Origin of the sequence: Paraburkholderia sp. RL18-085-BIA-A (genome assembly GCF_046027075.1) — a bacterium.
GTDB lineage: Bacteria > Pseudomonadota > Gammaproteobacteria > Burkholderiales > Burkholderiaceae > Paraburkholderia.
In genome coordinates this window covers 58451-80816 of the sequence record NZ_JARESU010000033.1, presented here as the reverse complement: position 1 = coordinate 80816, position 22366 = coordinate 58451, and the positions used below count along the sequence as shown (strand labels likewise).

22 protein-coding genes are annotated in these 22366 nt (G+C 64.2%); 10 read left to right on the top strand and 12 right to left on the bottom strand.

What is annotated here, in order from left to right:
* Window positions 1–112 precede the first annotated feature (112 nt).
* Complete coding sequence (locus tag P0D89_RS22850; RefSeq protein ID WP_408360851.1) at window positions 113–994, top strand: EamA family transporter; 882 nt, start codon at window positions 113–115, stop codon at window positions 992–994.
* Window positions 995–1087: 93 nt separating this feature from the next.
* Here P0D89_RS22850 and P0D89_RS22845 read toward each other — a convergent pair whose 3' ends face one another.
* Window positions 1088–2671 carry an N-acetylmuramoyl-L-alanine amidase gene (locus P0D89_RS22845; protein ID WP_408360853.1) on the bottom strand — a complete coding sequence of 528 codons (1584 nt, stop codon included), beginning with the start codon at window positions 2669–2671 and terminating at the stop codon, window positions 1088–1090.
* On the bottom strand, window positions 2653–3210 hold the full coding sequence (gene tsaE, locus P0D89_RS22840; RefSeq protein ID WP_408360855.1) for a tRNA (adenosine(37)-N6)-threonylcarbamoyltransferase complex ATPase subunit type 1 TsaE: 558 nt from the start codon (window positions 3208–3210) through the stop codon (window positions 2653–2655). The genes P0D89_RS22845 and tsaE overlap by 19 nt, the downstream gene beginning before the upstream one ends.
* A gap of 17 nt (window positions 3211–3227) precedes the next feature.
* On the opposite strand from tsaE, the gene queG reads away from it, so the two are divergent.
* The 3 genes from queG (at window position 3228) to xerD (ending at window position 6011) form a co-directional block, all read left to right on the top strand.
* The gene (gene queG, locus P0D89_RS22835) at window positions 3228–4466 is read left to right on the top strand and encodes a tRNA epoxyqueuosine(34) reductase QueG (protein ID WP_408360857.1); all 1239 of its coding nucleotides are present in this window, start codon (window positions 3228–3230) and stop codon (window positions 4464–4466) included.
* A gap of 133 nt (window positions 4467–4599) precedes the next feature.
* Window positions 4600–5070, top strand: coding sequence for a methylated-DNA--[protein]-cysteine S-methyltransferase (locus P0D89_RS22830; RefSeq protein WP_408360859.1), 471 nt, complete (start codon window positions 4600–4602; stop codon window positions 5068–5070).
* The gene (gene xerD, locus P0D89_RS22825; protein WP_408360862.1) at window positions 5067–6011 is read left to right on the top strand and encodes a site-specific tyrosine recombinase XerD; all 945 of its coding nucleotides are present in this window, start codon (window positions 5067–5069) and stop codon (window positions 6009–6011) included. The genes P0D89_RS22830 and xerD overlap by 4 nt, the downstream gene beginning before the upstream one ends.
* A gap of 45 nt (window positions 6012–6056) precedes the next feature.
* On the opposite strand, the gene P0D89_RS22820 is transcribed toward xerD, so the two are convergent.
* A complete protein-coding gene (locus tag P0D89_RS22820; RefSeq protein ID WP_408360864.1) occupies window positions 6057–7619 on the bottom strand; it encodes a class I adenylate-forming enzyme family protein in 1563 nt (520 codons plus the stop codon).
* Window positions 7620–7757: 138 nt separating this feature from the next.
* Between P0D89_RS22820 and ybaK the strand changes: the two genes are divergently transcribed.
* Both ybaK and plsY read left to right on the top strand, forming a co-directional pair.
* Complete coding sequence (gene ybaK, locus P0D89_RS22815; protein ID WP_408360866.1) at window positions 7758–8249, top strand: Cys-tRNA(Pro) deacylase; 492 nt, start codon at window positions 7758–7760, stop codon at window positions 8247–8249.
* A 137-nt stretch (window positions 8250–8386) separates the two neighbouring features.
* Complete coding sequence (gene plsY, locus P0D89_RS22810) at window positions 8387–9022, top strand: glycerol-3-phosphate 1-O-acyltransferase PlsY (protein WP_408360868.1); 636 nt, start codon at window positions 8387–8389, stop codon at window positions 9020–9022.
* Window positions 9023–9361: 339 nt separating this feature from the next.
* Here the strand turns inward: plsY and P0D89_RS22805 are convergent, their stop codons facing one another.
* Window positions 9362–9847, bottom strand: coding sequence for a YajQ family cyclic di-GMP-binding protein (locus P0D89_RS22805; protein ID WP_007180572.1), 486 nt, complete (start codon window positions 9845–9847; stop codon window positions 9362–9364).
* Between the two features lie 192 nt (window positions 9848–10039).
* Between P0D89_RS22805 and murB the strand changes: the two genes are divergently transcribed.
* Entirely contained in the window at window positions 10040–11089 is a 1050-nt protein-coding gene (gene murB / locus P0D89_RS22800; RefSeq protein ID WP_408360870.1) for a UDP-N-acetylmuramate dehydrogenase, read from the top strand.
* A gap of 195 nt (window positions 11090–11284) precedes the next feature.
* On the opposite strand, the gene P0D89_RS22795 is transcribed toward murB, so the two are convergent.
* On the bottom strand, window positions 11285–12511 hold the full coding sequence (locus tag P0D89_RS22795; protein ID WP_408360872.1) for an argininosuccinate synthase: 1227 nt from the start codon (window positions 12509–12511) through the stop codon (window positions 11285–11287).
* Between the two features lie 237 nt (window positions 12512–12748).
* Window positions 12749–13678, bottom strand: coding sequence for an ornithine carbamoyltransferase (gene argF, locus P0D89_RS22790; RefSeq protein ID WP_408360874.1), 930 nt, complete (start codon window positions 13676–13678; stop codon window positions 12749–12751).
* 450 nt (window positions 13679–14128) lie between these two features.
* Here argF and P0D89_RS22785 point away from each other — a divergent pair, with 450 nt between their 5' ends.
* On the top strand, window positions 14129–14473 hold the full coding sequence (locus tag P0D89_RS22785) for a DUF3579 domain-containing protein (RefSeq protein ID WP_408360876.1): 345 nt from the start codon (window positions 14129–14131) through the stop codon (window positions 14471–14473).
* Between the two features lie 218 nt (window positions 14474–14691).
* Here the strand turns inward: P0D89_RS22785 and rpsT are convergent, their stop codons facing one another.
* A complete protein-coding gene (gene rpsT, locus P0D89_RS22780; RefSeq protein WP_408360878.1) occupies window positions 14692–14970 on the bottom strand; it encodes a 30S ribosomal protein S20 in 279 nt (92 codons plus the stop codon).
* 560 nt (window positions 14971–15530) lie between these two features.
* Here rpsT and murJ point away from each other — a divergent pair.
* Window positions 15531–17081 (top strand): murein biosynthesis integral membrane protein MurJ, encoded by a 1551-nt coding sequence (murJ, locus tag P0D89_RS22775; RefSeq protein WP_408360880.1) that lies wholly within the window; start codon window positions 15531–15533, stop codon window positions 17079–17081.
* 5 nt (window positions 17082–17086) lie between these two features.
* Window positions 17087–17929: a SirB1 family protein gene (locus P0D89_RS22770; protein WP_408360979.1), complete on the top strand. Its 843-nt coding sequence runs from the start codon at window positions 17087–17089 to the stop codon at window positions 17927–17929.
* A 106-nt stretch (window positions 17930–18035) separates the two neighbouring features.
* On the opposite strand, the gene P0D89_RS22765 is transcribed toward P0D89_RS22770, so the two are convergent.
* The 5 genes from P0D89_RS22765 to lpxK all read right to left on the bottom strand — a co-directional run bounded on the left by P0D89_RS22765 (window position 18036) and on the right by lpxK (window position 22108).
* Window positions 18036–18794 carry a 3-hydroxyacyl-CoA dehydrogenase gene (locus P0D89_RS22765; RefSeq protein WP_408360882.1) on the bottom strand — a complete coding sequence of 253 codons (759 nt, stop codon included), beginning with the start codon at window positions 18792–18794 and terminating at the stop codon, window positions 18036–18038.
* A gap of 274 nt (window positions 18795–19068) precedes the next feature.
* Entirely contained in the window at window positions 19069–19734 is a 666-nt protein-coding gene (gene adk, locus P0D89_RS22760) for an adenylate kinase (RefSeq protein WP_408360884.1), read from the bottom strand.
* A gap of 223 nt (window positions 19735–19957) precedes the next feature.
* Window positions 19958–20776, bottom strand: a complete 819-nt coding sequence (kdsB, locus tag P0D89_RS22755; protein WP_408360886.1) for a 3-deoxy-manno-octulosonate cytidylyltransferase — start codon at window positions 20774–20776, stop codon at window positions 19958–19960.
* A gap of 131 nt (window positions 20777–20907) precedes the next feature.
* Complete coding sequence (locus tag P0D89_RS22750) at window positions 20908–21111, bottom strand: Trm112 family protein (RefSeq protein WP_007180583.1); 204 nt, start codon at window positions 21109–21111, stop codon at window positions 20908–20910.
* Window positions 21092–22108: a tetraacyldisaccharide 4'-kinase gene (gene lpxK, locus P0D89_RS22745; RefSeq protein WP_408360888.1), complete on the bottom strand. Its 1017-nt coding sequence runs from the start codon at window positions 22106–22108 to the stop codon at window positions 21092–21094. The genes P0D89_RS22750 and lpxK overlap by 20 nt, the downstream gene beginning before the upstream one ends.
* Window positions 22109–22366: the final 258 nt, after the last annotated feature.

Sequence of the window (22366 nt, the reverse complement as noted above, 5' to 3'; positions counted from 1 at the left end):
GTGATATCGACGGCTCGCTGCACAACGACGCTGCGGGAGTCCGCCGCGCACGATCATGCGGCGCGGCCGGCTCCGCTAAACTGCCGGATCGGATAATCAATTGGAGACTGGGATGTCGCCCAGGGATTTGCTGCTCGCGCTGGTGGTGGTCGTCGCGTGGGGCGTCAATTTCGTCGTGATCAAGGTGGGTCTGCATGGCGTGCCGCCGATGCTGCTCGGCGCATTGCGCTTCACGCTCGCCGCGGTGCCGGCGGTGTTTTTCGTCAAGCGCCCGAACCTGCCGTGGCGCTGGCTGTTCGCGTACGGCGCGACGATCTCGTTCGGCCAGTTCGCGTTTCTCTTCTCGGCGATGTATGTCGGCATGCCGGCGGGGCTTGCTTCGCTGGTGCTGCAGGCGCAGGCGTTTTTCACGCTGATGTTCGCGGCGCTCTTTCTGCATGAGCGGTTTAGCTTGCCGAACGTCGCGGGTTTGCTGATCGCGGCGGGCGGCCTCGCGGTGATCGGCCTGCAAGGCGGCCACTCGATGACCGTCGCCGGCTTTGCGCTCACGCTGTGCGCCGCATGCATGTGGGCGCTCGGCAATATCGTCACGAAGAAAGTCGGCAAGGTCGATCTTGTCGGGCTGGTGGTGTGGGGCAGTTTGATCCCGCCGCTGCCGTTTTTCGCAGCGTCGTATCTGTTCGAAGGGCCGCAGCGGATTGTCGCCGCGCTGTCGGGCATCAGCGCGATGTCGATCTTCGCGATCGTGTATCTCGCGTTCATCGCGACGTTGATCGGTTACGGCTTGTGGAGTCGCCTGCTGTCGCGCTATCCGGCGAGCCAGGTCGCGCCGTTTTCGTTGCTGGTGCCGATCGTCGGGCTCGCGTCGGCGTCGCTCTTTCTCGATGAGCAGTTGACCATGGTGCAGATCGCCGGTGCGTTGCTGGTGATGGCTGGGCTCGCGGTGAACGTTTTTGGCGGCTGGGTCGTGCAGCGGATCATACCGGCGCGCTGAACGCCGCTCACGCGGACCCGCGCATCATGAAGAAACGGCCGCATCGAGCGGCCGCTTCTTCATTGCATCACCTCACCGTTGCACGCGAATGCATCACGTCATGCGGTTTTTCGCCAGCGGCGGATTCGCGGCGAAGTAACGTTTGATGCCGCTCATGATCGCGTCGGCCATCTTGTCGCGATACGCGTCGTCGTTCAGACGGCGCTCCTCATCCGGGTTGCTGATGAACGCGGTCTCCACGAGGATCGACGGAATGTCCGGCGCCTTCAGCACCGCGAAACCCGCCTGTTCGACCGAGCCCTTATGCAGCTTGTTGATCCCGCCGATTTCGTTCAGCACGAAGTTGCCGTAACGCATGGAATCGCGAATCTGCGCGGTAGTCGACATATCGAACAGCGTGCGGTTCACGGTGGCGTCGGCGGACTTGATGTTGATCCCGCCGATCTGATCCGACGAGTTTTCCTTGTTCGCCATCCAGCGTGCCGCCGCGCTCGACGCGCCATGCTCCGACAACGCGAACACCGACGAACCTTTCGCCTCCGGCGTGGTGAACGCGTCCGCGTGGATCGACACGAACAGGTCCGCGCCGACGCGGCGCGCCTTCTGCACGCGCACGTTCAGCGGCACGAAGAAGTCGGCGTCGCGCGTCATCATCGCGCGCATGTTCGGCTGCGCGTCGATCTTCGCGCGCAGCTTCTTCGCGATGTCGAGCGCGACGTGCTTCTCGTAGGTGCCAGAGCCCCCGATCGCGCCTGGGTCTTCGCCGCCGTGGCCCGGATCGATGGCGACGGTCAGCAGACGCACCGTGTTGCTCTTGCTGGATTTGGGCGTGCTGAACGCGTAGGTGTCGTCGCCGCCTGCGTCGTCGCTGTCCTGATTGCGCGCGGTGCTATTGCTACTGTTGCCACCTTTGTTGCGCGCGAGCGCGGTGGGCGGCGCGAGCGGCGCAGCCGGCTTGCCGGCGATGATGGGCGCGCTGGGCGCGGGTGCGACATGCACCGGCGCACGCGGCGCGGTGTTGCTGCTGCCGCCGCCATTCTGCGCATAGCGGTCGAAGAATGCTTCGCTATTGTCGGCGATCGGCGGCGTCGTGCCCGGGCCGCTCAGCGTAGCGGGCGGCACGCCGTTTTCTTCGTTCAGCGTTTGCTGCTTGTGCTCCGTTTGCGCGAGCAGGTCCATCAGCGGATCGGGCGCGACCGCCGGATACAGGTCGAACACCAGCCGGTACTTGTATGCGCCGACCGGCGGCAGCGTGAACACCTGCGGCTTCACCGAACCCTTCAGGTCGAACACCATGCGCACCACGTGCGGCTGATATTGACCGACCCGCACCGAGGAAATCTGCGGATCGTTCGGCGTGATCTTCGACACCAGATCCTTCAGCGCCTGATCCAGATCGAGGCCGCTCAGGTCGACCACCAGCCGGTCCGGTCCCTGCAACAGCTGCTGTGCGTTCTGCAACGGCTGATCGGATTCGATCGTCACGCGCGTGTAGTCGCGCGCGGGCCACACCCGCACGCCGAGCACCGAGCTGGCCATCGCGAGACGCGGCGCGACGAGACCGAGCACGAGCGTCGATGCGCCTGCCCGCAGAATCTGCCGGCGCCGCCAGTTATGCGTTGCGGTGGCCGCCGATTCGATCGAGCGGAACGGTTTGATCAACATCTTTCGAGACATGCCTTTCCTGATTCGCTGTATGCCCGTGCGACGAGTACGCGGCCGTTGCCCTCGCTGTCCAGGTCGAGCGAGAAGACGAGATCCGGCACGCCGAGCAGACGCCCCGCGCGCTGCGGCCATTCGACGAGGCAGATCGCGCCGCTATCGAAGTATTCGCGAAAGCCCGCGTCGGCCCATTCGGCCGGATCGGTGAATCTGTACAGATCGAAGTGATAGAGCGCGAGTTCCCCTGCGGGCCGCTCGAGCACATACGGTTCGACGAGTGTGTAAGTGGGACTGCGCACGCGGCCGGTATGGCCGAGGCCGCGCAAGGTGGCGCGCACGAGCGTGGTCTTGCCCGCGCCGAGGTCGCCGACGAGTTGTACCTGCAATCCGTGAAACGCGTTGCCGGTGGCGGCGATTGCCGCACGCACGCTTTCGATCGCCTGGGCGAAACGCTCGCCGAACGCGAGCGTGGCGGCTTCGTCCGCGAGCGCGAAAGAGCGTTCGAGCAGCGCTGCGGCGGGCGGTTGAATCGCGTGATCGGAATTGGCAGGCATTCTCGTAAAATGGCGTGATGAACCGAAGTCCGGAGTCCCCTGTTTCCAGCACGCCTGCATCTGTCGACGCCGCGCGTGCCGAGCGTCATTTCGATGAAGCGGCGCTGAATGCGCTCGCGCTGAACATCAAAACCTGGGGCCGTGAACTGGGTTTCGGAGCGATCGGCATTAGCGACACCGATCTCTCCGCGGCCGAAGCGCCGCTTGCAGCGTGGCTGGAAGCGGGGTGCCACGGCGAGATGGATTATATGGCGAAACACGGGATGAAACGCGCGCGGCCGGCCGAGCTTGTGGCCGGCACGCTACGCGTGATTACCGCGCGCATCGCCTATTTGCCTTTCGAAACGCTGAGCGGTGCCGCCGATCAACGCACCACGCAGGACGGCCCGCTCGCGCGCGAGTGGCGCGCAGCCGAGCATGCGCGGCTCGCGGACCCATCGGCGGCGGTGGTGTCGATCTATGCGCGAGGCCGCGACTATCACAAGGTGATGCGTAACCGTTTGCAACATTTGGCCGAGAAAATCGAAGCCGAGATCGGTGTGTTCGGCCATCGTGTATTTACCGATTCGGCGCCGGTGCTGGAAGTAGAACTTGCGCAGAAGGCCGGCATCGGCTGGCGCGGCAAGCACACGCTGCTGCTGCAACGCGATGCGGGCTCGCTGTTTTTCCTCGGCGAAATCTATGTCGACGTGCCGTTGCCGACCGACGCTGAAACCTTGCCCGAAGTGGCGCCCGAAACGCCGGGCTCGCATTGCGGCAGTTGCACGCGCTGCATCGGTGCGTGTCCGACCGGGGCGATCGTCGCGCCTTACAAGGTGGATGCGCGGCTGTGCATCTCGTATCTCACGATCGAACTGAAAGGCAGTATTCCCCTGGAAATGCGGCCGCTGATCGGCAATCGTGTGTATGGCTGCGACGATTGCCAGCTCGCGTGTCCATGGAACAAGTTCGCACAGGCCGCGCCGGTCGCCGATTTCGATGTGCGGCATGGGCTCGACCGTGCGTCGCTGGTCGAGTTGTTTGCCTGGAGCGCGGACGAGTTCGACACGCGTATGCAGGGCAGTGCGATTCGCCGCATCGGCTATGAGAGCTGGCTGCGCAATCTCGCGGTGGGAATGGGCAACGCGCTGCGCGCTGCGTCGGGAAGCTTGAGCGCCGATGCTCGTGAGGCGATCGTGCGCGCGTTGCGGCAGCGCGCCGACGACCCGTCCGCCGTGGTTCGCGAGCATGTGGAATGGGCGTTGGAAGCGGCGTAGAGTAGCGGCAATCCGGCGCGCTGTGATTGTTGAAAGCGGTTTGTGCGGCGCAGTTTGCGTGCAGCCTCGGCGCCCGCATGCAAGTACGCGAGGTTGCAATCCGGCACGCCGCATCAGTGAGGGGCAGGCAATCATGTTCAACGCAGTGATTGATGCGCCGTTCGGCAAGGTCGGCATTCGTGTCGCCGGGGCGACCGTGCGCGAGATCGTCTATCTGCCGGACTCAGTGCAAAACGTCGCGCCCGACACGCCGTTGGCGTATCAGGCCGTCGAGCAGATCGAGCGTTATTTCGAGTGCGCATCGGCGAAGTTCGAGCTGCCGCTGGCGCTGGTTGGCACCGCGTTTCAGCGACGCGTCTGGCAGGCGCTCCGCGAGATTCCGCCCGGCGTCGTACTGACCTACGGGCAGTTGGCGAAGCAGTTGGGCAGCGTGCCGCGCGCGGTCGGCCAGGCGTGCGGCGCGAATGACTTTCCGATTGTGATTCCGTGTCACCGCGTGGTGAGTTCGAGCGGCATCGGCGGGTTCGCGCATCACGCCGAAGAGGGCTTTTTCCGCAACGTCAAGCGCTGGCTGCTGGCGCATGAAGGCATTCCATACACATGAGCGATATCACTGCTGACGGCGCGAGCGTCGCGTCGTCATCATCACCCGAGTTTGTGACGAGCCAGGCGTCGATCGACGCGTTCTGCGACGCGCTGTGGCTCGAACACGGCCTGTCGCGCAACACGCTCGATGCGTATCGCCGCGATCTGCGGCTGTTCTGCGAATGGCTCGCGGCGAGGCGCAACGCGTCGCTCGACAACGTCAGCGAGGCCGATCTCAACGCCTATAGCGCCGCGCGGCACAAAGACAAGTCGACCTCGGCGAACCGGCGGCTCTCGGTGTTTCGCCGCTATTACGCGTGGGCGGTGCGCGAGCATCGCGCGACAGTCGATCCGACACTGCGCATCCGTTCGGCCAGGCAACCACCGCGCTTTCCGTCGACGCTCAGCGAAGCGCAGGTCGAAGCACTGCTCGGCGCGCCCGACATCGATACGCCGCGGGGTCTGCGCGATCGCACGATGGTGGAGTTGATGTACGCGAGCGGCTTGCGCGTCACTGAACTCGTCACGCTGAAGACGGTGGAAGTGGGGCTGAACGAAGGTGTGGTACGCGTGATGGGGAAGGGCTCGAAAGAGCGCCTGATTCCGTTCGGCGAAGAGGCGCACGGGTGGATCGAACGCTATCTGCGCGACGCGCGGCCCGCGCTGCTCGGCGCACGCGCGGCGGATGCGCTATTCGTGACGAGCCGCGCTGAAGGCATGACGCGCCAGCAGTTCTGGAACATCATCAAGCGGCACGCGGCGGCGGCCGGCGTGCATGCGCCGTTGTCGCCGCATACGTTGCGGCACGCGTTCGCCACGCATCTGCTCAATCACGGCGCCGACTTGCGCGTGGTGCAACTGCTGCTCGGCCACACCGATATTTCGACCACGCAGATCTACACGCACGTGGCCCGCGAACGCTTGAAGTCGCTGCATGCGGTGCACCATCCGCGCGGCTGATGCCCGCTTGCCTTTGGCTCGTGCGCGCCGCCCGTTGTATCGAAGTCAGATGAACTCGCGCAACCGATGCTTGAGAATCTTGCCGGTCGACGCAGCCGGCAGCGCGGCGAGCACCTTCAATTCAGCGGGCCGCTTGTACGGCGCGAGACGCTCGCCGCACCACGCGATCAATTCAGCGGGCGTCACGTTCGCTCCCGCGATCAATTCGACGAAGGCGATCACTTCCTCGTTGCCCTCGACCGCACGTCCAATCACCGCCGACTGCACGACCTGCGGATGCGCGTTCAGCACATGTTCGACCTCGGCCGGATAGACATTGAACCCCGAGCGGATGATCAACTCCTTGCTGCGCCCGACGATATGCAACGCACCGTCCGCGTCCTGCCGCGCGAGATCGCCGGTCTTGAGCCAGCCGTCTTCGGTCACGGCCGCGCGAGTCTGCTCCGGGCTGCGGTAGTAGCCAAGCATCACGTTCGGCCCGCGCACCCATAGCTCGCCGATTTCGCCCGGCGCGGCATCCACGCCGTCGAGTCCAACGAACCTCACTTCGACACCCGGAATGACCTCGCCGACCGAGCAGTCGCTGCGCGGCGCGTCGAGCATCGTGTGCGAGATGGTCGGGCTGCTCTCGGTCATCCCATAGCCGTTGTGCAGCGGTAGACCGTAGACGGCTTCGACCTGCGCTTTCAGCGCGGCGTCGAGCGGCGAGCCGCCCGAATAAGCGAAGCGAAGATGCGGCGCGGACCACGAAAGCCCCTGCGTCTGCAGATGTTCGAGCAGTTTGGCGTGCATGGCCGGTACGCCCTGGAAGATCGACACGCGTTCGTCGGCGAGTGCGCGGCGCACGGCTTGCGGCGCGAAGCGCGGCGCCAGGCGCAAGGTCGCGCCTGCGTGCAGGCTGCCCAGACAGACCGAAGCGAAGCCGTACACGTGCGAGATCGGCAGCACCGCATACACCACGTCGTCGGGTCCGACCTTGCGCAGGCGGCTGGAGACCGCCGCGATGTACAGCAGATTGCGATGCGACAGCATCACGCCTTTCGGTGCGCCGGTGGTGCCGGTGGTGTAAATCAGCGCGGCGCATTGGCGGTCGTTCGCGACTTCGACCGGTTCGGCTTGCGCCGCACTGTCCACCGTGTACGACCATGCGCCGATGTCCGGCGTGATGGACGGCGCGCCCATCGCTTGATGGCGCTCGGCATGCTGCCGCGCATCGATGGAGCTTTCCACCGCATAGGCGACCACGCGAGGCTGCGCGTGGGCGCGAATCGAGTCGAGTTCGGCCGCGGACAGCCGCGCGTTCGACACCAGCGCCCACGCGTCGAGCCGCGCGGTCGCGAACAGCAGCACGATCTGCGCGATGCTGTTCTCCGCGACGATCATCACGCGATCGCCACCGCGCACGCCCCACTGGCGCAACAGGGCGGTGACGGCGTCGACGGCTTGCAGCAGTTGCGCGCTGGTCAGGCGGCGCGCATCCTCGATCAACGCGATGTGCTGTGGATCGCGCGCGGCGGCGAGCGCTGGAATCTCGGCAATGCGCGCGGGTAGCGCGGCCAGCAGCGCGGGAATGTCGATCGTGGAACGGATGGATGAAACGGGATTCAACGCTGTCTCCTGAAAACGATTCGGTGCGCGGCATGTCGCGCTGCAATATTTTCGAACGATCGTGCCACACCCGCGGGACCCGCACAATCGGCCGTTCGGCAAATAGCCGTTGTGCAAACTCGCCATTACAATGCGCCGATGAGCAAATCCAGACACGTCTCCGAAACGCCCGCCACGCAGTTTCTGCGCCGTCATGGCGTCACGTTCGGCGAGCACCCTTACGATTACGTCGAGCACGGCGGCACCGGCGAATCGGCGCGCCAGCTCGGCGTGGACGAACATCATGTCGTGAAGACCCTCGTGATGGAAGACGAGCACGCGAAGCCGCTGATCGTGCTGATGCACGGCGATCGTACCGTCAGCACCAAGAACCTCGCGCGGCAGATCGGCGCGAAGCGCGTCGAGCCGTGCAAGCCCGAGGTGGCGAACCGGCATTCCGGCTATCTGATCGGCGGCACGTCGCCGTTCGGCACGCGCAAGCCGATGCCGGTCTACGTCGAGTCGACCATTCTCGAGATGGACCGGATCTGGCTGAACGGCGGTCGGCGTGGTTTTCTGGTCAGCATCGAGCCGAAGGTGCTGACCGAAATGCTGGCGGCGCAGGCGGTGCAGTGCGCGAGCGTCGATTGACGTTTGCGCCAATGTTCTCCGGGCGGGCGCGTTCGGTAGAATGTGCGCCGCTTCGTTTCGAGTTGCATTCCCCGTTGTGTTCCCTGTTGCGGTTGGGGTGTCGAGTTTCAGACCGCGGTTCCTTATAAGAGTCCCAGATGCAAAACCTGATCGCTGCTGTCGTTGCCTATCTGATCGGTTCGGTGTCGTTCGCCGTGATCGTGAGCGCCGCGATGGGCCTCGACGACCCGCGCTCGTACGGTTCGGGCAACCCGGGTGCCACCAACGTGCTGCGCAGCGGCAGCAAGAAGGCGGCGATTCTCACGCTGATCGGCGACGCCTTCAAGGGCTGGCTGCCGGTGTGGTTCGTCGTGCAGTTCGGCGCGCGTTACGGGCTCGACGATACGTCGGTGGCGCTCGTGTCGGTTGCCGTGTTTCTCGGCCACCTGTATCCGGTTTTCTTCCGTTTCAAGGGCGGCAAAGGCGTCGCGACCGCGGCGGGCGTGCTGCTCGCGATCAATCCGACGCTCGGCGTCGCGACCCTGCTGACCTGGCTGATCGTCGCGTTCTTCACGCGTTATTCGTCGCTGGCGGCGCTGGCTGCGGCGGTGTTCGCGCCGCTCTTCTATGCGTTCCTGTTCGGGCCGCGTGTCATCGCGCTGGCAATCGTCGTGATGAGTTCGTTGCTGGTGTGGCGTCATCGCGGCAACATCGCGAAGCTGATGCGCGGACAGGAGAGCCGGATCGGGGAGAAGAAGAAGGCGGCCAGTCCGACGGCGGGGAATGATCTTTGAGGTTTCGGGGCTTTGAGGCTTCGCGTTTTTGAAACTTGAGGCCTTGGGATTTTTAGGCGCGGCGCGCCGCGTATGGACGAGCCGGGCTCCATGCGAATGCGGTTTGCTCGCATCAGTAGCAAATGCTGCGCGGGCGGCGCGCCGGAATACGAGAGTCAGATCCGCAAGGGTGAGACACCATCGGGGGCTCGCCGCAAGCAGCGGGTGCTTCCTCGGCGGCGCGCTGGCAACGTGAGACCGGCGCGGGTTCCTACCGAACCTCGCGCGGGCCTCGGCGTGTTTTTACGGTTGAGCCGCTACCCGTTTCGTCGGGCGCGCGCCTGGGCCGCGCCCCCGGCCTCAGTCGCGGAAGTTGTTGAAGTCGAGCGGCGTATCGGTCACGTCCTTGCGTAGCATCGCGATCACGCTTTGCAGATCGTCGCGTTTGCCGCCGGTGATGCGCACAGCGTCGCCCTGAATGCTCGCCTGGACCTTGATCTTGCTGTCCTTCACGAGGCGCACGATTTTCTTCGACAGGTCGCCGGACACGCCCTTCTTGATCTTGATGACCTGCTTGACCTTGTCGCCGCCAATCTTCTCGATCTTGCCGTAGTCGAGAAAGCGCACGTCCACGTTGCGCTTGGCCATTTTCGACAGCAGCACGTCTTTCACCTGGCCGAGCTTGAAGTCGTCGTCGGCGTAAGCGGTGATTTCGTTTTCCTTATGTTCGACGCGCGCGTCCGACCCTTTGAAGTCGAAGCGCGTGGAAATTTCCTTGTTGGACTGCTCGATCGCGTTCTTGACTTCGATCATGTTCGCTTCGCAGACGACGTCAAACGATGGCATTGCATTCTCCCAATAGTGCTGCGGTGCGTGACGCTGCCGGTCGGCTGCGCACGGGGCACTCGCTATAATCACGGACCGGACGTCATTTTACCGACGCCGCTCCCTTTTGCCCAAGGCCGCCGCGCATTGTCGCGCGGCCCGGGCTCGATCTGCTCTTATTCCTTCATTCGCCGTTTCATTGCTCTGATTCCGATGTCCCAATCCGATTCCGCCGCGTTCATTACCGGCTATCCGCTGAAGGCGCACAACACTTTCGGCTTCGACGTGCGTGCGCAGTTTGCGTGCCGGATCGAGCGTGAAGAGCAATTGATGGCCGCGGTGCGCGATTCGCGCGCGGCCGGGCTGCCGCGTCTAGTGCTGGGCGGCGGCAGCAATGTCGTGCTGACCGGCGATTTCGCCGGGCTGGTGCTGCTGGTGGCGTTGCGGGGGCGCCGCTTGGTGCGCGAGGACGACGACGCATGGTACGTCGAAGCGGCCGGCGGCGAACCGTGGCACGAGTTCGTCGCGTGGACGTTGTCGCAAGGGCTGCCCGGCCTGGAGAACCTTGCGCTGATTCCAGGCACGGTGGGCGCCGCGCCGATCCAGAACATCGGCGCGTATGGGTTGGAAATGTGCGAGCGGTTCGCATCACTGCGCGCGGTGGAGCTGGCCACGGGCGAGGTGGTCGAACTCGACGCGCAGGCTTGCGGCTTCGGTTACCGCGACAGTTTCTTCAAGCGGGAAGGGCGTGACCGGTTCGTAATCACGTCGGTGACGTTCCGTTTGCCAAAGGTTTGGCAGCCGCGCGCCGGTTATGCGGATCTGGCGCGTGAGCTGGCCGCTGCCGGCTATGCCAGTCAGGCCGCCAAGCCGCCGACCGCGCAGGCCATCTTAGAGGCGGTGGTGGCGGTGCGGCGCGCGAAGCTGCCCGACCCGCTGCAACTCGGCAACGCCGGGAGCTTCTTCAAGAATCCGGTGGTCGATGCGGCGCAATTCGATGCGTTAAGGCGCAAGGAGCCGGATGTCGTGTCCTACCTTCAGCCGGACGGCAGGGTGAAGCTCGCCGCGGGCTGGCTGATCGATCGGTGCGGCTGGAAAGGCCGTGCGATGGGCGCGGCGGGCGTGCATGAGAGGCAGGCGCTGGTGCTGGTGAATCGCGGTGGAGCGAGCGGCGCGGAGGTGTTGGCGCTCGCCGGGGCAATCCGGCGCGACGTGTCGGCGCGATTCGGCGTGGAGTTGGAGGTGGAGCCGGTTTGTTTGTGAGCGCGGTCGGCCGAGCTGAACGACTGGCGTAAGGAAGTGAGACGCTGAAAGTGAAAAAAGGGCGCCGGGAGTTTTCTCCCGGCGCCCTTTTTTGTCTGCGTGTGGACTGTGGTTTTGCTACGTTTTCGCTCAGGCCGCGCCTCGTGGCGACTGACTTCGATTACACGAAGTCAGTCCTCACTGAAACGCCCACTATCAGCCGCGCTGACGGCGAGCGTTCTCCGCAATCCGCATCCGCAGCGCGTTCAGCTTGATGAATCCGCCGGCGTCCGCCTGGTTGTATGCGCCGCCGTCGTCGTCGAACGTGGCGATGGTCTTGTCGAACAACGTTTCCTTCGAATCGCGCGCGACCACCGACACGCTGCCCTTGTACAGCTTCACACGCACCCAGCCGTTGACCTTCTCCTGCGTGTGGTCGATCAGCACCTGGATTGCGCGGCGCTCCGGACTCCACCAGTAGCCGTTGTAAATCAGCGCCGCGTAACGGGCCATCAGGTCGTCTTTCAGGTGCGCCACTTCACGGTCGAGCGTGATCGACTCGATGCCGCGGTGTGCCTTGAGCATGATCGTGCCGCCCGGCGTTTCATAGCAGCCGCGCGACTTCATGCCGACGTAACGGTTTTCCACCAGATCCAGACGGCCGATGCCGTGCTTGCCGCCCAGGCGGTTCAGCTCGGTCAGCATTTCCGCCGCCGACAGGCGCTTGCCGTTGATCGCGACCGGATCGCCGTGCTCGTACTCGATGTCGAGGTATTCAGCCTGATCCGGCGCCTGTTCCGGCGACACGGTCCAGCGCCACATATCGGCTTCGGCTTCCGCCTTCGGGTCTTCCAGGTGACGGCCTTCGAACGAGATATGCAGCAGGTTCGCGTCCATCGAATATGGTGCGCCGCCTTGCTTGTGCTTCATTTCGATCGGAATACCGGCCTTTTCCGCGTACGTGAGCAGCTTTTCGCGCGACAGCAGATCCCACTCACGCCACGGTGCGATCACCTTGATGCCCGGCTCCAGCGCGTAATAACCGAGTTCGAAGCGAACCTGGTCGTTGCCCTTGCCGGTGGCGCCGTGCGACACCGCTTGCGCGCCAGTGGCGCGGGCGATCTCGATCTGACGCTTGGCGATCAGCGGACGCGCGATCGACGTGCCCAGCAGGTACTCGCCTTCATAGATCGTGTTGGCGCGGAACATCGGGAACACGAAGTCGCGCACGAATTCTTCGCGCAGGTCTTCGATGAAAATGTTTTCCTGCTTGATGCCGAGTTGCAGGGCTTTCTTGCGCGCCGGCTCCAGCTCCTCGCCCTGGCCGATGTCGGCCGTGAACGTGACGACTTCGGCGTCGTAATTGTCCTGCAACCACTTCAGGATGACGGAGGTGTCGAGGCCGCCCGAATAGGCGAGCACGACTTTCTTGATATCGCTCATGGTGAACTCGTAGCTGGAAAAAGCGGGAAAACAACGCGCACCGGCGGTTCCGGGGCGCGGAAAGGCACTATTTTGACACTAAACCGCCGGGTGCCCGCGTTTTTGGGACAGTTCGGCGATGCAGCCGGGTCCGCCTCGCAACATGGACTCCGGCTCGGTGCGCGGCGCGGACGTGGGTGCCTTGCCTCGTGTTCAAGGCCCCGTCGCGCTTCACGCAGATGCTGGAGTTGGGCTCGCTCAGTGATTCAGCTTGCCCAGCAGCAGGTATTCCAGCAGCGCCTTTTGCACGTGCAGACGGTTTTCCGCTTCGTCCCACACGACGCTTTGCGGCCCGTCGATCACTTCCGCGCTGACTTCCTCGCCCCGGTGGGCGGGCAGGCAGTGCATGAAGAGCGCATCCGGATTGGCGCGCGCCATCATTTCGGCGTCGACGCACCAGTCGGCAAAGGCTTTCTTGCGCGCTTCGTTTTCGGCCTCGAAGCCCATGCTGGTCCACACGTCGGTGGTGACGAGGTCGGCGCCCGCGCAGGCCTCGTTCGGGTCGTCGAATTCCTCGTAGAACGGCGCGCTTTCGGCGGCGACCATCGCGCGGTCGAGCTTGTAGCCCGGCGGCGTGGACAGGCGCAGCTTGAAGCCGAGAATCTGCGCGGCTTCGATCCACGTGTACAGCATGTTGTTCGCGTCGCCGACCCACGCTACCGTCTTGCCGCGAATCGGACCGCGATGCTCGAAGTACGTGAAGACGTCGGCCAGCACCTGGCAGGGGTGGTACTCGTTGGTCAGCCCGTTGATCACCGGCACGCGCGAATTCTCGGCGAAGCGCTCGATGATGTCCTGGCCGAACGTGCGGATCATGATGATGTCGACCATGCGCGAGATTACCTGCGCAGCGTCTTCGATCGGTTCGCCGCGGCCGAGCTGCGTGTCGCGCGTGTTCATGAAGACCGCGTGGCCGCCCAGTTGGAAGATGCCGGCTTCGAACGACAGACGCGTGCGCGTCGAATTCTTTTCGAAGATCATCGCCAGCGTGCGATCGTGCAGCGGATGGTAGGTCTCGTAGTTCTTGAACTTGCGCTTCAGAATGCGCGTGCGTTCCAGCAGATACTCGTAGTCGTCCAGCGAGAAATCCTTGAACTGCAGGTAGTGGCGAATTTTCTTGGCGGTCATGAAACAAATACGGCGGTCTCACCCGGCAGGATTGCCGGACGGCGCCGCCGTCGTTTGTGGTAACTCAATGCAGCATAAAGGATTTCGCTGCGTTTGACGAGTCGGCTAAAAGGCCGGGCAAGGCGTCTGAAAGGCTCGCGAGGCGGTTGGGCGAAGCTTGTGTGCGCTGCGGAAAAAGGTCCGCTGCGCTATAATCTGCCGGTTATCCCAAAGCCCAGCAGGGCGGTATTTCGCTTGCGGGACACGGCCCGCGCGGTGGGCCAGGCCCGCTCGCAGTGCGCCGTCATGACTAGCGCCGGGGCGGCCCAGCCGGCCCTCGGCTTGTGATGGCGCAGCTCGCCGTGGTGGCGTATATAGCGGCTAGCGGCGACTCCGCTCATATAAGGCCGGCGTGCCGCGTGCCGTCGGCTTTGCCGTCATCTCGCTGGGCAGTCACACAGGTATTCCTACATGGCCGAAGCAGCTCCAACCGAATATTTCATTCAGGGCATCACGTCGACGGGAAAAAAGTTTCGGCCGAGCGACTGGTCGGAGCGGCTGGCAGGCGTGATGGCGTGTTTTGGTCCCGGTGCGAGAAAGGGGCCAAACGCCTATATGCAGTATTCGCTGTATGTCCGGCCGACCATGATCGGCGACCTCAAATGCGTGATTCTCGATTCGCGCTTGCGCGACATCGAACCGATGGCATTCGATTTCGTCCTCAACTTTGCGAAAGACAACGACCTCGTCGTGACGGAAGCGTGCGAGTTGCAACTCGAGCACGCGGCCCCGCAGGCCAAAAGGCACGTGATCTAGCGCAAGCTGGCCGGATCTGCGAAAGCAAAAACCCGCAAGCAGCGGGTTTTTTTATGCCTGAAGCGAAGGCCTCAGTGGAGGCGCCCAACGCAATGGCATGGCGCAGCGATTCACGCGGTCCGGTGTCTCCATTGACTGCAAAGCAAAAAAGCCCGCCGAGGCGGGCCTTTCTGTGCAGCGGAAACAGGAGGTAGCCCACCGAAGCGGGCTGACCGGAATTACTGCGCTGCGGACGCCTGCAGACCCTTGATGGCTGCGGCGAGGCGGCTCTTATTGCGAGCAGCCTTGTTCTTGTGAACGATCTTCTTGTCGGCGATGATGTCGATGGTCTTCGACGACGCCAGGAAGATTTCAGCGGCCTTGGCCTTGTCGCCGGCGTCGATCGCCTTGCGGACAGCCTTGATAGCCGTGCGGAACTTCGAGCGCAGTGCCGAGTTGTGCGAGTTTGCCTTGGCGGCCTGGCGGGCGCGCTTGCGTGCTTGTGCGGAGTTAGCCATGACGGTTCCTTATCCTGTTCCTGTTTCCAGTACCTGACCTTCAAGTGGTGAGGTGCTGCTTTTAGATCCGAACTCTTGGAAGCGATTGCCCAAGAGCGCAAAAAGTGTCGAAAAATTCGATCGAACTACGCGAAGGCGTGCCGGTGTTTTCAGCTATTCGAGGACGTGGCCGGCCGGCGTGGCGCCAACCCTGATCTTGTCCTTGAGCGCGTCCGAAAACTGAGCGAGCTTCGAAACCGGCGATTATAGCAACAAAATCAGTCACGTGGCAACGGGAATGCGTAGCCGGACCGCACCGGCCCGTGCGCTGAAGTCCGGCGCCGGTCTGCGGGCGCTCGGCGTACAACGTCGCGCGAGTGCGCCGGCGACGTCGCGCGAGTGCGCCGGGGCGATGCCGGGCCCCGTGCTTCCGGCCGCGTCTCATGGCAGGCGCCGCGAGCCGGCAAACCGCAAAAAGTGCGTCGATTTGCCAGCCGGATCGAACGTCTGCGCAGCAAATCGGTCCGATTCGCGTTCCGGCTCCTCGTCCGCACCTGCGGCACCCGTATAATAAGCGCCCCATGAATCTAATCCGAGCCCTGCTGACGGTCAGCGGCTTCACGCTGCTGTCGCGCGTGACCGGACTGGCCCGCGAAACGCTGATCGCTCGCGCGTTCGGCGCCAGTCAATACACTGACGCGTTCTACGTCGCCTTCCGTATTCCGAACCTGCTGCGCCGTATCTCCGCCGAAGGCGCGTTCTCGCAGGCCTTCGTGCCGATCCTCGCCGAGTTCAAGAACCAGCAAGGCCACGACGCCACCAAGGCATTGGTCGACGCGACCTCGACCGTGCTCGCGTGGGCGCTGGCGATCCTCTCGTTGATCGGCGTGGCGGGCGCGTCGGGCGTGGTGTTCGTGGTTGCGTCGGGGCTCGCCCATGAAGGCCAGGCGTACGCGCTCGCGGTCACGATGACGCGCATCATGTTCCCGTACATCATTTTCATCTCCCTGACGTCGCTGGCGTCGAGCGTGCTGAATACGTACAAGAACTTCTCGCTGCCCGCGTTCGCGCCGGTCCTGCTGAACGTGGCGTTCATCGTCGCCGCGGTGTTCGTCGCGCCGCGTCTGCAAACGCCGGTTTATGCGCTCGCGTGGGCGGTGATCGCCGGCGGCATCCTGCAGTTCATCGTGCAGCTGCCGGGGCTGAAGAAGATCGACATGGTGCCGCGCATCGGCCTGAACCCGATGCGCGCGCTCGCGCATCGCGGCGTGAAGCGGGTGCTGTCGAAGATGGTCCCGGCGATGTTCGCCGTGTCGGTCGCGCAAATCAGCCTGATCATCAACACGAATATCGCGTCGCGTATCGGCCCGGGCGCGGTATCGTGGATCAACTACGCCGACCGGCTGATGGAGTTTCCGACCGCGCTGCTCGGCGTCGCGCTGGGCACGATCCTGCTGCCGAGCCTCTCGAAGGCTCACGTCGACGCCGATGCGCACGAGTATTCGTCGCTGCTCGACTGGGGCTTGCGGGTCACGTTCCTGCTGGCCGCGCCGAGCGCGGTCGCGCTGTTCTTCTTCGCGCAGCCGCTGACCGCGGTGCTGTTCAACTACGGCAAATTCGACGGCAACTCGGTCGTGATGGTCAGCCGCGCGCTGGCGGCGTACGGCGTCGGGTTGATCGGCCTGATTCTGATCAAGATCCTCGCACCCGGCTTCTACGCGAAGCAGGACATCAAGACGCCAGTGAAAATCGGCATCGGCGTGCTGATCATCACGCAGTTGAGCAACTACGTGTTCGTGCCGATTTTCGCGCATGCGGGGCTGACGCTGAGCGTCGGGCTCGGCGCTTGCGTGAATGCGCTGCTGCTGTTTCTCGGCCTGCGCAAGCGCGGCATCTACATGCCGGCGAGCGGATGGCTCAAATTCTTCGTGCAATTGCTTGGCGCCTGCCTCGTGCTGGCGGGCGTGATGCGTTGGCTCGCGATCAGCTTCGACTGGATCGCCATGCACGAGCGGCCGGTCGAACGGATGGTGTTGCTGGGCGCGTGCCTCGTGCTGTTCGCCGCGCTATATTTCGGTATGCTGTGGCTGATGGGCTTCAAGTACGCGTATTTCAAAAGGCGAGTGAAGTGATCACGATGACGCGAGTTCTCGACTATTTCAGCACGCTCGTGGCCGAAGACGATAGCCTGCCGTTGACCGAGACGGCGCTCTCGCTCGCGCAGGACGCTTACCCGGATCTCGACCTGCAAGCCGCGCTGGCCGAGATCGACGAGCTGGTGGTGCGTCTGCAGCGCCGCATGCCGGACGACGCCGACCTCAGGCAGAAGGTCGGCATGCTGAACCGGTTCTTCTTCCGCGAGCTGGGTTTTGCCAGCAACCTCAACGACTATTACGACCCCGACAACAGTCATCTGAACGCGGTGCTGAAACGCCGCCGCGGCATTCCGATTTCGCTCGCGGTGCTGTATCTGGAGATGGCCGAGCAGATCGGTATCCCGGTGCGCGGCGTGTCGTTCCCCGGGCACTTCCTGCTGCGCGTGACGACGCCCGACGGCGAAGTGATGCTCGATCCGACCACCGGCCAGTCGCTGACCGAAGCGCAGATGGTGGAGATGCTGGAGCCGTATGTGGCGTCGGCGGGAGAGTCGGTGAGGCAGGCGCTGCGCATGCTGCTGCAACCGGCCACGCGGCGCGAGATCATCGCGCGGATGTTGCGCAATCTGAAGTCCATTTATCTACAGACGGAGCGGTGGCAGCGCTTGCTGGCGGTGCAGCAGCGGCTCGTGATCCTGCTGCCGGGAAATATCGAAGAGGTGCGCGATCGCGGCTTCGCATACGCGCGGCTCGATTACCTGCGTCCAGCGCTCGAAGACCTCGAAAGTTATCTAGGCGACCGGCCCGATGCCGAGGACGCGACGGTCGTAGAGTCGCAATTGCACGAGTTGCGCCAACGCACGCAGCACGACGACCACGACTAGCCGACTTGCGCGGCAAACGCCACGAAAAGGAAACGCCTGCACATGATTCATGCGCAGGCGTTTTTTTCGTGCGCGCCGCAATCAGGCAACGCGCAGGGGGGCGCCGTTACTTCGGCTGCATGCGAATCGCGCCGTCCAGACGAATCACTTCGCCGTTAAGCATCGGATTGTCGAGAATCTGCTTGGCCAGCATCGCGTATTCGGCCGGTTTGCCCAGGCGCGGCGGGAACGGCACCATTGCGCCCAACGCGTCCTGCACTTCCTGCGGCATGCCGAGCAGCATCGGCGTTTCGAAGATGCCCGGCGCAATCGTCATCACGCGGATCGCGTTGCGCGACAGGTCGCGCGCGATCGGCAGCGTCATGCCGACCACGCCGCCCTTCGATGCCGCATAGGCCGCCTGGCCGATCTGGCCGTCATATGCGGCGACGGACGCCGTATTGATGATCACGCCGCGCTCGCCGAGCGCATTCGGCTCGTTCTTCGACATTGCCGCGGCGGCGAGCCGGATCATGTTGAACGTGCCGATCAGATTGATCGAGATGGTGCGCGCGAACGAGTCGAGCGGATGCGGGCCGTCCTTGCCGACGGTTTTCACAGCCGGCGCAACGCCCGCGCAATTGACGAGGCCGCGCAGCGTGCCGAGTTTCGTCGCGGCTTCGACGGCTTGAGTGGCGTCGTCTTCGCGGCTCACGTCGCATTTGACGAACACGCCGCCGAGTTCCTTCGCGAGCGCCTCGCCGGCAGCCTGATTCAGATCGGCGAGCACCACCTTCCCGCCGTTTTCGACAAGAAGGCGCGCGGTAGCGGCGCCCAGGCCCGATGCACCGCCGGTGATCAGGAACGCATTGTCACGAATCTCCATGTCTTCTCCTTTGCTACGGTTGTTCAGCCATGTCTCGATCGAATATCTTTTCGATGGTCGATTGTAGCGGCTATGTTGCAACGCGGAAAGCGACGATAGTTGAGGGCGCGATCCGCGCGCTGTGTGGTGTGAGGGGGAAGCAAACCGATATGGATGTCTAACTAATTAGTCCCGAGGCGCGCAGCAGATTGTTCATATAGCGCATCTCGTGCTGCAACAAAAAACCCGCCGGCATGGGCGGGTTTTCGTACGACAGAAGCAGTCGGCAGCGAGCTTACTTCAACGCGTCGAACGCGCGAGCCCGAATTTCATCGACACTGCCGAGGCCCGAAATGCGGCGGTACTGCGGCGCCTTCAGCGTGGTCGACGAATCGCCGTTCGTGGCCCAGCTGTTGTAGTACTCGATCAGCGGCTTGGTTTGCGCTTCGTACACTTCCAGACGCTTGCGGACGGTTTCTTCCTTGTCGTCATCGCGCTGGATCAGCGGCTCCCCGGTCACGTCGTCCACGCCTTCGACCTTCGGCGGGTTGAACTTGACGTGATACGTACGGCCCGAAGCGGCGTGCGAACGGCGGCCGCTCATACGCACGATGATCTCGTCGAACGGCACGTCGATTTCCAGCACGTAGTCGATCGCGACGCCAGCCTGCTTCATCGCTTCCGCTTGCGGAATGGTGCGGGGGAAACCGTCGAACAGATAGCCATTCGCGCAGTCCGGCTGCTGCAGACGTTCTTTCACCAGGTTGATGATCAGCTCGTCCGTGACCAGCTCGCCCGCGTCCATGAAGCGCTTGGCTTCGAGACCGAGCGGAGTGCCGGCCTTGACGGCCGCGCGCAACATGTCACCCGTGGAAATTTGCGGAATGCCGAACTTTTCCTTGATGAAGTTTGCCTGAGTGCCCTTACCCGCGCCGGGTGCACCCAATAGGATCAAACGCATGTGATATCTCCAGATCTATGTGAATTCTTTGATGACGCGGCGACCTCCCACGATTCGCCGAGGAACCCGCATCGGTTGCCGTTGCGGTACTCGCGCTGCACGTCGACATCAATGTGATAACGACGGCGCTGCAAGTCGGCAACGGTGCGACCGGGCAAACCCTAGGTTTCGATTGTTACGGGAGGTGCGCAGAACCGTCCGATTATGCCACGGGATTTTGTGCTCAAGACCCGAATAACGCCTGTACGCGCGCGAGATCGGCGGGCGTGTCAACGCCGGGCAGCGGTGCGTCCTGCGTGACGAGCACCGCGATGCGCTCGCCATGCCACATCGCGCGCAACTGTTCGAGCGCTTCGACCTGTTCGATCGGCGAGATCGCGAGGCTGGGGTACGTGCGCAGGAATTGCGCGCGATACGCGTACAGCCCAATATGCCTGTGGACCACCGCAGGTGCGGGCGGCGCGGGCATCGACGCGACATCGGGCCAGTGCGGCAGATAGGCGTCGCGAGCCCATGGAATTGGCGCGCGGGAAAAATACAGCGCCACGCCGCGCGCGTCGAGCACAACCTTGACGACGTTCGGATTGAAAATCTCGGCCGGGTCGGTTATCGGGTGCGCGGCCGTCGCGATCGCGCAGCCGTTGTTCGCCGCGAGGTGCGACGCAACGCCGCACACCAGCGCCGGATCGATCAGCGGCTCGTCGCCTTGCACGTTGACGACGATCGTGTCGTCGCTCCAGCCGAACTGGGTCGCCACTTCCGCGAGACGGTCCGTGCCCGACGGATGATCGGCGCGCGTCAACACGGCTTCGAAGCCGTGCTCGCGCGCAACGTCTAATACCGCTTGCGCGTCCGATGCGACCAACACCTGCTGCGCGCCCGATTCGCGCGCCCGCTCGGCGACCCGCACCACCATCGGTTTGCCGCCGATGTCGGCGAGCGGCTTGTTGGGCAGACGCGTCGAAGCGAGCCGCGCGGGCACGACGGCGACGAATGGAGCCGCGGGGGCAGCGGGAGCTGCGGGGAGATTGGCGTGGGTCATCGAAAGGACGGGCGGCGGTACAACCGGAAGGAGCGCTCAGCAAGCACCGAGCGCGGCGCAAACGGGAACGACAGCGATTGATGCGAACCAGCGGCGCGGGCCGTGGCGGATGACGCGTGGGCAAAGCCGACTCAGGCGACCGAGCCCGGATTCAGATCGACCGGCGTGCCTTCCACGGTCTGCCGCGCTTCGTCGACCAGCATCACAGGGATGCCGTCGCGGATCGGATAGGCGAGCTTGTCCGCATTGCAGATCAACTCCTGCGCGGCACGGTCGTAGCTGAGCGGGCCCTTGCAGATCGGGCAGACGAGAATTTCAAGCAGGCGAGCGTCCACGGACTTTCTCCACAACTAATGCAATGAGGCGATGATCGAGCGCGGCTTCGACCGGGACAACCCAGATGCGCGCGTCGTGCCAGGACCCCAATTTTACCGCATCCTTTTCCGTTATCAGGATCGCATCGGCGTCCACGTCGGTGAATGGATTGCGCTCGAACGCATAGTGATCGGGCAGCGCGCGGGTGGCGGGCGTGAGGCCGGCGGCACGCAGCGTCGCGAAAAAGCGCTCCGGCGCGCCGATGCCGGCCGCGGCCAGCACGCGCTCGCCACTGAATTGCGCAAGCGGGCGGCGCAGAGCGGGGTTGTCGAGATGCCACGCGTCGGCGGGGGCGAGCTGCAGCTTGAACGTGTTCGGCCACGCGGGCAGGGTGCGCGCGTAGGGATCGTTGATCAGCGTTGCATCGCGGCGGCGCGACAGCGGCTCGCGCAACGGACCGGCCGGCAGCAGGAAGCCGTTGCCGCCGAGCCGATGATCGAACACGACCAGTTCAGCGTCGCGCGCGAGGCGGTAATGCTGCAAGCCGTCGTCGCTGACGATCACGTCGACTTCGCGATGCGCAGCGCACAACGCCTGCGCGGCGGCCACGCGGTCCGGGCAAACCCACACCGGCGCACCGGTGCGGCGCGCGATCAGCAATGGTTCGTCGCCGCCGACCCGCGCCGCCGACACGGGCGTAACCGGCGTCGGCGTCCTCACGCGCGCGCCGTAGCCGCGCGACACCACGCCGGGTGTGAACCCGGCGGCGCGCAGCGCTTCAACCAGCGCGATCACGGTTGGCGTCTTGCCGGTCCCGCCGACGGTCACGTTGCCGACCACCACCACCGGCACGCCGACTCGCACGGACTTCAACCAGCCGAGCGAGAACGCGGCGCGGCGCGCGGCGGCAATTGCACCGAAGACGCAGGCCAAAGGCGTGAGCGCCCACGCGAACGGGCCGCGTTGTTGCCACTCGCGGGCGAGGCGGGCTTCGAGACGGTCGTTGAGTGCGCTCATGGGTAAGTCGCTCGGATGAGCGGCACGCCGTTCGCCGGAAAGGGGCGGCGCGGCGGCGTGGAGGGGCCATGCGCAATACGCGGGGTCAGCATCAACGCGGTCCTCCGGACAATCGAAAATGAGGCGAAAAATCGGGCAGCGCGGCGTTTGGTGCGCTCGTGAAAATGTGGCGCGCGGGGAGTGCAAGAGGGCGCGTGCGCAACTGCCATGCAGTTGTCGTGCCGTTGTCGCAACAGCACGCCCGGCAGCCGCGCGACA

What these genes read in the sequence shown, in the direction of transcription:
- P0D89_RS22770 (WP_408360979.1), top strand. Translation starts at nt 17,087, where the DNA reads ATGACGCGAGTTCTCGACTATTTCAGCACGCTCGTGGCCGAAGACGAT.
- xerD (WP_408360862.1), top strand. Translation starts at nt 5,067, where the DNA reads ATGAGCGATATCACTGCTGACGGCGCGAGCGTCGCGTCGTCATCATCA.
- P0D89_RS22765 (WP_408360882.1), bottom strand. Translation starts at nt 18,794, where the DNA reads ATGGAGATTCGTGACAATGCGTTCCTGATCACCGGCGGTGCATCGGGC.
- P0D89_RS22795 (WP_408360872.1), bottom strand. Translation starts at nt 12,511, where the DNA reads ATGAGCGATATCAAGAAAGTCGTGCTCGCCTATTCGGGCGGCCTCGAC.
- P0D89_RS22845 (WP_408360853.1), bottom strand. Translation starts at nt 2,671, where the DNA reads ATGTCTCGAAAGATGTTGATCAAACCGTTCCGCTCGATCGAATCGGCG.
- ybaK (WP_408360866.1), top strand. Translation starts at nt 7,758, where the DNA reads ATGAGCAAATCCAGACACGTCTCCGAAACGCCCGCCACGCAGTTTCTG.
- P0D89_RS22785 (WP_408360876.1), top strand. Translation starts at nt 14,129, where the DNA reads ATGGCCGAAGCAGCTCCAACCGAATATTTCATTCAGGGCATCACGTCG.
- murJ (WP_408360880.1), top strand. Translation starts at nt 15,531, where the DNA reads ATGAATCTAATCCGAGCCCTGCTGACGGTCAGCGGCTTCACGCTGCTG.
- P0D89_RS22805 (WP_007180572.1), bottom strand. Translation starts at nt 9,847, where the DNA reads ATGCCATCGTTTGACGTCGTCTGCGAAGCGAACATGATCGAAGTCAAG.
- P0D89_RS22850 (WP_408360851.1), top strand. Translation starts at nt 113, where the DNA reads ATGTCGCCCAGGGATTTGCTGCTCGCGCTGGTGGTGGTCGTCGCGTGG.
- plsY (WP_408360868.1), top strand. Translation starts at nt 8,387, where the DNA reads ATGCAAAACCTGATCGCTGCTGTCGTTGCCTATCTGATCGGTTCGGTG.
- rpsT (WP_408360878.1), bottom strand. Translation starts at nt 14,970, where the DNA reads ATGGCTAACTCCGCACAAGCACGCAAGCGCGCCCGCCAGGCCGCCAAG.
- tsaE (WP_408360855.1), bottom strand. Translation starts at nt 3,210, where the DNA reads ATGCCTGCCAATTCCGATCACGCGATTCAACCGCCCGCCGCAGCGCTG.
- kdsB (WP_408360886.1), bottom strand. Translation starts at nt 20,776, where the DNA reads ATGACCCACGCCAATCTCCCCGCAGCTCCCGCTGCCCCCGCGGCTCCA.
- argF (WP_408360874.1), bottom strand. Translation starts at nt 13,678, where the DNA reads ATGACCGCCAAGAAAATTCGCCACTACCTGCAGTTCAAGGATTTCTCG.
- adk (WP_408360884.1), bottom strand. Translation starts at nt 19,734, where the DNA reads ATGCGTTTGATCCTATTGGGTGCACCCGGCGCGGGTAAGGGCACTCAG.
- queG (WP_408360857.1), top strand. Translation starts at nt 3,228, where the DNA reads ATGAACCGAAGTCCGGAGTCCCCTGTTTCCAGCACGCCTGCATCTGTC.
- lpxK (WP_408360888.1), bottom strand. Translation starts at nt 22,108, where the DNA reads ATGAGCGCACTCAACGACCGTCTCGAAGCCCGCCTCGCCCGCGAGTGG.
- P0D89_RS22830 (WP_408360859.1), top strand. Translation starts at nt 4,600, where the DNA reads ATGTTCAACGCAGTGATTGATGCGCCGTTCGGCAAGGTCGGCATTCGT.
- murB (WP_408360870.1), top strand. Translation starts at nt 10,040, where the DNA reads ATGTCCCAATCCGATTCCGCCGCGTTCATTACCGGCTATCCGCTGAAG.